General features: G+C 72.8%; 1 protein-coding gene. It reads right to left on the bottom strand.

What is annotated here, in order from left to right:
- Positions 1–1,924 (bottom strand): DEAD/DEAH box helicase (locus WBL05_RS01325; protein ID WP_424223232.1); only part of this gene is annotated, 1,924 nt, incomplete at both ends.

The following is a 1,924-nucleotide window of genomic DNA, read 5'->3' as shown; positions in this document are numbered from 1 at the left end:
GCCGCAACACGATCCCGTCGTCCGACACCACCGGCTGGACGTCGACGCCGGGCGCCCGCGACAACGCCTCGGCCATCACCAGCGACCACGCGCCCAGCACCCGCCTGCCCAGGGTGGAGTGGACGACCACCCGCCAGTCACCGAGCTCGTCGCGGAAGCGTTCGATGACCACTGTCCGGTCGTCCGGTAGCGCACCGGTGGCGGCCCGCTGCTCGGTGATGTAGGTGGTCAGGTTGACCCGGGTGTTGGCGTCCAGGTGGAGCCGGTCGAGCCGGGCCGGCTCCCTCGAGACCTCCCGGTAGAGCCGGCCGATCTGGCGTCCGAGCTCGGCGGGCCGGCCCTCGTCGTCGCCGCGCCAGAACGGCAGCCGACCGGTGCGGCCGGGAGCGGGCGACACCCGTACCTGGTCGCGGGTGATCTCCTCGATCTGCCAGGCGGACGCGCCCAGGGTGAACACGTCACCGACCCGTGATTCGTAGACCATCTCCTCATCCAGTTCGCCCACCCGGCGCGCCCCCTGCTCGTCGGAGACCAGGAAGACCCCGAACATGCCCCGGTCGGGAATCGTGCCGCCGGAGGTGACCGCCAGCCGAAGCGCACCCGGCCGCGGGTAGAGCCGGCCGTCGTCACCCTGGGCCAGCCGGGCCCGCAGCTCACCGAAGTCGGCGGCCGGGTACGCCCCGGTCACCAGTTCGATGATGGAGTCGAGCAGGGCCCGGTCGAGTCGGGCGTAGGGGTGCGACCGGGTGACGGTGGCGTACCAGGTGTCCACGTCGAGGCCGGCGTCGCCGGCGGCCGCGGCGGCGGCCACCGTTTGTTGTGCGAGCACGTCCAGCGGGTGGCGGGGCACCCGCAGTTCCTCGATCCGCCCGGCCAGCATGCTCTCGGTGGCCACTACGGACGGGCCAAGGTCGCCGCGGTGCAGCGGGTAGACGTCACCCCGGGAGGTCGCGCCGACGTCGTGGCCGGAGCGGCCGATCCGTTGCAGGGCGCTGGCGACCGAAGCCGGCGCTCCGACCTGCACGACCCGGTCGACAGCGCCCATGTCGATGCCCAGTTCCAGCGAGCTGGTCGCCACCACGCAGCGCAGGTCGCCCGATTTGAGGGCCGCCTCGATATCGGCGCGGGCCTCCTTGCTGACCGAGCCGTGGTGGGCGCGGGCGATGACGGCCGGGACGCCGCGGACGATGTCGGAGGGGGCCATCACCTGTGCGGGTGGTCGGTCGGGCAGTTGGTCGAGGGTGTCGGGGGCGTGCTCGGCGGCCCACAGCTCGTTGAGCCGGCCGGTCAGCCGTTCGGCGGTGCGGCGGGAGTTGGTGAACACCAGTGTCGAGCGGCCGCTGGTGACGGTCTGGTAGACCTCGGCCTCGATGTGCGGCCACAGCGAGGGGCTGGTGGCGGCGTCCACGGCGAGGGTGTCGGTGCCCGGCCCGCCCAGCAGCGGGTCGACCGGTGGTTCGGCGCCCGGGGCGGGGCCGGGCTGGGTGATGTCGGTGACCGGCAGCCGAACGCTCACGTCCCACTGCTTGTGTGCTGGCGGGGCGACGATCCGGACGGGCCGGTCGCCGCCGAGGAACTGGGCGACCCGCTCGACCGGCCGCACGGTCGCCGAGAGCGCAACCCGCTGGACGTCGTGGCCCACCAGGGCGTCCAGCCGCTCCAGGCTGAGCGCCAGGTGGCTGCCGCGCTTGGTGCCGGCCACGGCATGAATCTCGTCCACGATGACGGTCTCGACACCAGTCAGGGTGCTGCGCGCCGAACTGGTCAGCATCAGGTAGAGCGATTCGGGTGTGGTGATCAGGATGCTTGGTGGCGTCCTGACCAGGGCGGCCCGGGCCTGTGGCGGGGTGTCGCCGCTGCGCACCCCCACAGTGATGTCGGTCAGCGGCACCTGGAGGCGTTCGGCTGCGACCCGGATTCCGGT

This window comes from Brooklawnia sp. (genome assembly GCF_049651565.1).
Classification (GTDB): domain Bacteria; phylum Actinomycetota; class Actinomycetes; order Propionibacteriales; family Propionibacteriaceae; genus Brooklawnia.
The sequence above is the reverse complement of the archived record's forward strand: the minus strand, read 5'-3'. Positions and strand labels throughout refer to the sequence as shown.